We start from the raw sequence: 6,677 nt of genomic DNA on the forward strand, positions 1-6,677 counted from the left end.
GACGCCGTCCCGAGGGAGCTAGTCGCCCGTGACGAAACGTTTGGCAGACTGGATGAGCCTCCTGACCGAGCAAGAAAGCCCGACGGCCGCGCACCCAGCGCCCGCTTTTGTCACAGCTTCTGCTACAGACCTCAGGCCTTTTCTGTCACAGCAAAACCCCGCAGGCCGTAAGGCCATACGGGGCTTATACTTACTAAGTGGGCCTGGGAAGATTTGAACTTCCGACCTCACGCTTATCAGGCGTGCGCTCTAACCAACTGAGCTACAGGCCCCGAGAGCCGAAAAAGCTAATCGGCTCAATGGTTTACCTCAACCGCTTCAGTAAAGGCGCTCGAGGTCGTCGAATAGCGCAAGTCCGAGGAGCATGGCCCCGCCTTCCACCTGTCGCGTGACGCCCTCCCGGCTTAGGCATGGATCACCGGACGGATGACACTCTCGGTGGCGCAGCATACATTGCCCGCGTCCATCCCGGACCCGACCCAGCGTCACACACCCACCCTATGATTTACGTGCCGGGATGCATGTGTTGGGATGACTTCTCCCTCGAGCCCATGGCCGACACACCCACCAAACTCCAGCGCTGGCTCGACATGATCGCGTACCTGGCGAGCCGTCACTTCCCCGCGCCGGTCGATGAGGTCTGGGCCAACGTGCCGGCCTACACACCTGGGCTGGAGGGGTCGTCGAAGGACAAGCAGTCGATCCGCCGCATGTTCGAGCGCGACAAGGACGAGCTGAGGGATCTGGGGATCCCGATCGAGACGGTCACCTACACGATCAGCCACGGTGCCGAGGAGCTGCAGGGGTACCGGCTCGCCAAGAAGAACTTCCACCTGCCCTACCTGAGGCTCGTCTCGGAGGCCGGAGCAGCGGACCTGCTTCCGTCGGGCTCCCCGTCGGACTTCGAGATCACCGAGGACGAGGCGGGCGCGGCACTCGACGGCCTGCAACAGGTGGCCTCGCTCCCAGCGTTCCCCCTGGCGAGAGAAGCGCGCTCCGCGTTCCGGAAGCTGGCGTTCGACCTGGATGTGGAACTGCTCGACCCAACCGCGGTCCTGCAGGTCGAGGAGCCCGAAGCGATCGCGTCCTCGGGCACGCTGAAGGCGCTCTCAAAGGCTCTACTGGCTCGCAAGGTGGTGGCCTTCGAGTACCACACGATGACGCGCGACTCGAGTGAGCGACGCTCGGTCCGGCCCCTTGGACTCTTCTTCCAGCATGGGCGATGGTACCTGGTAGGCCACGACGAGGCGCGGGACGAGGTTCGCATGTTCCGCGTGAGCCGCATGCGGGGCGCCACAGCCAACCGGTCGAGTCCGGGCACGCCCGACTACGAAATCCCCCCCGACTTCAGGCTCGAGCACTTCGTGGGCCGTAGCGCATGGGAGCTGGGCGGCGACCCGGAAGAATCGCTCGAAGCGACTGTGCGTTTCCAGTTCCCGCGCTCTCTCTGGGCGGAACGCAACGGCCACGGCCGTCTCGTGACCGAGCACGAGGACGGCGCTCAGGTACGCTCCTTCGACATTCATCGACGCGACCCGTTTCTCCGCTGGCTCCTGAGCATGGCGGGTGATGCGACCGTCGAAGGCCCCGAATCGCTTCGGAGTGAGTTCCGAGCGATGGCCTCACGCGTGATCGAACGACACGGAGGGGGTGGGGATGGGGATGCCTGACGGCACGACGGCCCGGGACCGCCTCGAACGGCTGCTTCACGTACTGCCGGCCGCGAGCAGGCACGGGGGCGCTTCGTTGCCCGAACTCGCCGCGCAGCTCGGAGCGTCGGAGGGCACCATCCTAGAGGATATCGAGGAGGTGACGAACCGGGTGTTCTACCACCCTGGTGGGTGGCCCGACGACGTGCAGATCCTGATCGAGTCGGATCGCGTTCGCGTGCTGCGCACGGGTGGGCTGGACCGGCCCGTGAAGCTCTCCGCACGGGAGACGCTCTGCCTCGCTTTGGCCCTACGAGGGACCGTGGCCACCAGCCGGCTGGGAGACGCGGACGCTCGCGCCGCGCTGCTCGCCCGTGCGGAGGCCTTCATGGGCACCACGAACGAAGAGGCGCTGGCCGAGCGTTTCACGGCGCCGGAACACTGGCCCGACGAGGCGGGACACCGGGAGACGCTCATCGCGGCCGCGAAGAATCGGATCCCCTGCGCGATTCACTACACGCGGCCGGGCGCCGGGGACGCGGAGGTGCGCGTCATCCATCCCTACGTGGTGGCCTACGCGGAGGGCTCATGGTACACGGTCGGCTACTGCTGCACTCGCAAAGGCGTGCGCGTCTTCAGGATCGATCGTGTGCTCGAGTCCGACACGACCGACGGCAGTTTCGAGGTTCCGGATGACTTCGATGCCACGGCGTTCGTCGACGGGGGCAAGATTTATTTCGCGGACGCGAACATCGACGTGCTGGTCAGGTACGGCCCACGCGTGGCACGCTGGATCAGGGAGCGCGCCACACACGGCAACGCATCGCTCGAGCAGCACGACGACGGGAGCGTGACGGCCCGTCATCACGTCGCGGACCCAGAGTGGATCCTCAGTCACGTGTTGCAGTACGGGTCGGACGCGGAGATCGTGGAGCCGGAAGAGTTGAGGCAGATGGTACGGGCCAGGATGGGGGCGTTGGCCGGTTAGGCTGCACTGTCACACCCCCCCCTCAGCTTTCCTCCATCAACTCCGATGGAGGTACCCGATGAAAACATCCGTTCTGATCGATCACGAGCCGGTAGCCGACGGCGGTTTCCTGGTTCGACTGCTGCTGCGCATCGAGGGTGAGCAGCCCGAAGACCGAGAGCGCATCCCCCTCAATCTGTCACTCGTGCTCGACCGCTCGGGATCGATGGCGGGGCCGAAGCTGGCCGCGGCGCGCGATGCGGCGGCGATGCTCGTTCAGAGGCTGTGGCTCGAGGACGTCGTCAGCGTGGTAGCGTACGACGATCAGGTGGAGGTCATCGCGGTGCCGGCGTCCGGCAAGGATCGGGAGAATACGAGCGAGCTCATCGGCGGGATCCGGTGCGGCGGTACGACCAACCTGAGCGGGGGTTGGCTGCGCGCGCGCGATCTAGTGGCCGACGGGCTGGTCGAGGGCGGCGTGAATCGGGTGCTCATGCTCACGGACGGGCACGCGAACGTGGGTATCACGGACCCCAATACGCTCGTCGGCCTGTGCAGGGCCGGACAGGAGGCGGGCATCACGACCACCACCATCGGATTCGGTATCGAGTTCGACGAGCAGTTGCTCTCGGACATGGCCGACGCCGGCGGTGGCGCCACCTACTACATCGAGGAGATCGAGCAGGCTGCCGGCGTCTTCGAAGAAGAGCTCGAAGGCCTGCTCTCGCTCTCGGCGCAGAACGTGCGCGTGACGGTCGAGCCCGGCGTGGACGCGGACTTCCTGCAGGTGCTGCACCAGTATCCGTCGCACGCCGAGGGAGAGAAGCTCACGCTCGAGGTCGGTGATCTGTACGCGCGCGAGCCCAGGCTGGTGCTGGCCGAGTTCCTGATCCCCCCGGAGGCGACGGAGGGAGAGGACGGCGCGAGCAAAGAGGCCGACCTGGCGCGCATCACCGTGCAGGCGCACGTGCTCACAAAGGAGGGCGGCGTGGAGCTGCGCACGATCGAGCTGCCGCTCACGCTCACACCTGAAAAAGGCGGACACGTGGAGCCGGAGGTTCGCCGCGAGGTGCTCTTCCTGGCAGCCGCCCGGGCGCGCACCGAGGCTCTGGAAGCGCGCGAGCGCGGGGACTCGCTCGCAGGCGCGGAGAAACTCAGGGCGGTGCGCGACCGGATCATCGATGCCGGGTTCGATGACGCGCGTCTCGACGAGGAGGTGAGCGACCTGCACTCGATGTCGGCTTTGATGGCGACGGAGCAGGTCAGCGAAGCCGACTCCAAGTACATGCGGCAGCGCTCGTATGACAGCTACCGGAGCCGTAAGGAAGCTTCGCAGAGGATTCGGCGGTCGGGGGGTGAGCGCTAGACCGCTACCTCGTGCTCGTGAAGGAAGCTCCCCAGACGCGCACCGTGGAGAGGCTGACGTCGAGGAGATCGGCGAAGACCGCTTGGGAAACCGCGGTTCATGGGGTCCACGGCCCGCCCGGCGGCCAACTCCCCTCACGCCCGCCACCGCCGCGTAGATCATCGAGGACCGGCAGCAGGAACGCACCGATCCCCTCCGCGAACTCTCTCCCTGGATCGTCGGGGGTGGCGATGCCGGCGCGGCGTGCGAACGCCCGTACCTGGGCGGGCCGCGACGGATTCTTCCAGTACTCCACCGTGAGACCTATTGGCTTCTCCTCCGGGATCGGTGTCCGCCGACGCTCGAAGGTCCTACGAACCGCCTCCACCAGAGTCGCGCGATCGAATGCGAAGTGTCCCGCCAGATAGTCCCAAGTCGATCTGCAGATTCAGGCGGGCCGTTCCGCAGCGCGCGGGCAGTATGGTCCGTGTTCCAGCGTATTCGTCCCCGGCCCGGATGGCTTCGATCCGGACCGTGCCCGCATCGAACTCGACGGCGTCCGGCTCGGCGGGCGTGGCGCAGATCGTCTCGAAGTCTCGGAGGATGGCCGCGAACGAGCCGTCCCCCGTCCGCAGCATATCCAGGTCCCGCGTGGCGCGGTAGGGTTGATCCGACCAGAGGCGGAGGAGCATGGCGCCCTTGAGCACGAAGCGGTCCCGCACCTCCGAGGCACCGAGGCGGTAGAGGAAGCGCTCGAGACAGAAGCTCGTAAGCAGTGTCTGGTAGTCGTCACCCCTCTGCCTTGCTCGGTGGAGCAGTCGCGCGGCGACGGAGGCCGGAAGGTTCCTCTTCTCGCCGGTCACGCGATCGCCTCCAGATAGGGCTGCATGACTCGCGTTACACGACAGATGCGAGCGAAGCGCGCCAGATCCGCCGCGCCACCGCGATGACGGCGACTGTAGTCGCGCAGAGCCTCGACCGCGACATCGACACCGATCTTGTGGCGATACTTGAAGCAGTCGGCGACGGTCTTTGCAGCCGAATACACGCGGACTTGGATCTTCTCGAGTTCATGCGTCTCGATCCCCTCGGTCAGCGCCGGACCCGAAAACCGGGCAACGCGGAGCCGCGGGTAGTCGAGCTGCGGCCTTCTCGCCTTCTCGGGCAGTGCGATCCACACCTCGGCGGGGTTCTGGGTCGTCAGCTCGTGAAAGCGTAGCGCGGTGAGGAGACAAATGACTGCTGCCGGTAGTCGCTTGGCTACGTGAGCAAGCGTATGGCCCGCAGTCAGCGTATGGCCCGCGGCAACATAGATCCCCCGAGCCTGCCGCTCGACCTGGCCCTCCCGGACCAGCCGATACAGCAGTCCGCGAGAGATTCCGTGAGTCTCGAGGTCGACGGGCCGCACAATGCCCAGTTCTCGGATGAGTTGGAGGGCCTGATCCCTCTTCGGAGCTGTCATGCCATGAAGATACCAAATCGTCGGTATATATGTATAAGCCCCGACGTTTAGTACTCAGTGGAGAGTTAAACCCTCCGCCGGGCCGCGCCAGAACTCCTCAGGAATGTCGCGTACCGCGTTATCGACGACGCTGAGTTACTGCTCACCATCCGGGCTCCGCATTCGAGGTAAACCGGGCTTTGGTTTGGTAAGCCGAGCGCCGGTCTCTCGGACAAGGGGCGAGGGCGCGTGGCTGCATTCTGCCCTTCTTCGACCTCTTCTGAAACGAACGCAGCACGTAGATTCGCCTCGAGAACCGAACCGTGTAGACCAGGTGGACCGACTTGAGGTTTCGATCAGAACTGTGCAACGTCGAGGGGCTGGGTCAGGAAGCATGTCCTCCGCCCCGGGACTCGGGGATAGCTCGATGGGACCCCTAACCCCATGAGACACATCGCCATCGACTGGTCCGGCGCAAAGCAAGGCGCACGCTCCAAGATCTGGCTGGCCGAGGTCCGCGACGGCCGACTCGTGCGGCTGGAGTGTGGACGATCGCGAGAGGAAATCGTAGACGAGCTCGTCACCGAAGCCGAACGCGACCCCGGTCTCGTGGTCGGCTTGGACTTTGCCTTTTCGGTGCCCCAGTGGTTCTTCCGCCAGCGTGGATTGAGGCGAGTTGAAGATCTCTGGGGGATCGTGACGGAGGACGGTGAGGCATGGCTCGCGGAATGTGAGCCACCGTTCTGGGGCAGGCCTGGAAGGAAGAAGCCGGAGCTGCCTGAGCACTTCAGGCGCACAGAAATGGAATCGCCCCGGGTGGGCGGATCGGCGCCCAAGAGCGTCTTCCAGATCGGGGGCGCGGGGGCGGTAGGGACGGGATCGCTTCGCGGGATGCCGTGCCTCGGCGCGCTGCACGCGGCGGACTTCTCGGTCTGGCCGTTCCACGAGCCGATACGGCCGATGGTGATCGAGATCTACCCGAGGCTACTCACCGGACCGGTCGTGAAGTCGAGCCCCGAGGCTCGGTTGGCCTACCTGCGGGAAGCGTTCCCGGAGCTCCCGCACGCGATGGTCGATGTGGCGGCCTCGGGCGAAGACGCCTTCGACGCCGCGGTCTCGGCGATGGTGATGTCTAGACATACAAAGGAGCTGAAGGCTCTCGAGCGAGCTTCGGACTCCCAGGTCCTTCTCGAAGGCGCGATTTGGTGGCCCGCGGCCGGACTCGTGCACGTTCAGGTGGAGCCGTCGTCGCCCACGGAGTTCCAGGGATGTCCC

General features: G+C 65.6%; 7 protein-coding genes and 1 tRNA gene. 4 read left to right on the forward strand and 4 right to left on the reverse strand.

The genetic code is table 11. From position 1 onward, the window contains the following. Positions 1–198: 198 nt before the first annotated feature. A tRNA-Ile gene (locus tag IIB36_19945) sits at positions 199–272 on the reverse strand. A 279-nt stretch (positions 273–551) separates the two neighbouring features. On the opposite strand from IIB36_19945, the gene IIB36_19950 reads away from it, so the two are divergent. Genes IIB36_19950 through IIB36_19960 form a run of 3 tightly spaced genes read left to right on the forward strand, consistent with a single transcriptional unit; the run spans position 552 to position 3,982 of the window. Next, positions 552–1,670 (forward strand): WYL domain-containing protein, encoded by a 1,119-nt coding sequence (locus tag IIB36_19950; GenBank protein ID MCH7534014.1) that lies wholly within the window; start codon positions 552–554, stop codon positions 1,668–1,670. Next, complete coding sequence (locus IIB36_19955) at positions 1,657–2,637, forward strand: WYL domain-containing protein (GenBank protein MCH7534015.1); 981 nt, start codon at positions 1,657–1,659, stop codon at positions 2,635–2,637. Before IIB36_19950 ends, IIB36_19955 begins: the two co-directional genes overlap by 14 nt. A gap of 58 nt (positions 2,638–2,695) precedes the next feature. Continuing rightward, on the forward strand, positions 2,696–3,982 hold the full coding sequence (locus IIB36_19960; GenBank protein ID MCH7534016.1) for a VWA domain-containing protein: 1,287 nt from the start codon (positions 2,696–2,698) through the stop codon (positions 3,980–3,982). 97 nt (positions 3,983–4,079) lie between these two features. Here the strand turns inward: IIB36_19960 and IIB36_19965 are convergent, their stop codons facing one another. Genes IIB36_19965 through IIB36_19975 form a run of 3 tightly spaced genes read right to left on the reverse strand, consistent with a single transcriptional unit; the run spans position 4,080 to position 5,423 of the window. Further along, complete coding sequence (locus tag IIB36_19965) at positions 4,080–4,277, reverse strand: hypothetical protein (GenBank protein MCH7534017.1); 198 nt, start codon at positions 4,275–4,277, stop codon at positions 4,080–4,082. A gap of 55 nt (positions 4,278–4,332) precedes the next feature. Next, entirely contained in the window at positions 4,333–4,824 is a 492-nt protein-coding gene (locus IIB36_19970; GenBank protein ID MCH7534018.1) for a nucleotidyl transferase AbiEii/AbiGii toxin family protein, read from the reverse strand. Beyond that, positions 4,821–5,423 carry an AbiEi antitoxin N-terminal domain-containing protein gene (locus IIB36_19975; protein MCH7534019.1) on the reverse strand — a complete coding sequence of 201 codons (603 nt, stop codon included), beginning with the start codon at positions 5,421–5,423 and terminating at the stop codon, positions 4,821–4,823. Before IIB36_19975 ends, IIB36_19970 begins: the two co-directional genes overlap by 4 nt. Positions 5,424–5,846: 423 nt before the next feature. On the opposite strand from IIB36_19975, the gene IIB36_19980 reads away from it, so the two are divergent. Then, positions 5,847–6,677, forward strand: an 831-nt coding sequence (locus tag IIB36_19980) for a hypothetical protein (protein ID MCH7534020.1), incomplete at its 3' end; no start/stop codon positions are given.

The sequence above is a fragment of the Gemmatimonadota bacterium genome, assembly GCA_022560615.1.
Taxonomy (GTDB): domain Bacteria; phylum Gemmatimonadota; class Gemmatimonadetes; order Longimicrobiales; family Gaopeijiaceae; genus UBA1138.

Bases quoted from the DNA above. Each gene is read 5' to 3' on its own strand.
- IIB36_19950 (MCH7534014.1), top strand. From the start codon at position 552: ATGGCCGACACACCCACCAAACTCCAGCGCTGGCTCGACATGATCGCG.
- IIB36_19955 (MCH7534015.1), top strand. From the start codon at position 1,657: ATGGGGATGCCTGACGGCACGACGGCCCGGGACCGCCTCGAACGGCTG.
- IIB36_19960 (MCH7534016.1), top strand. From the start codon at position 2,696: ATGAAAACATCCGTTCTGATCGATCACGAGCCGGTAGCCGACGGCGGT.
- IIB36_19975 (MCH7534019.1), bottom strand. From the start codon at position 5,423: ATGACAGCTCCGAAGAGGGATCAGGCCCTCCAACTCATCCGAGAACTG.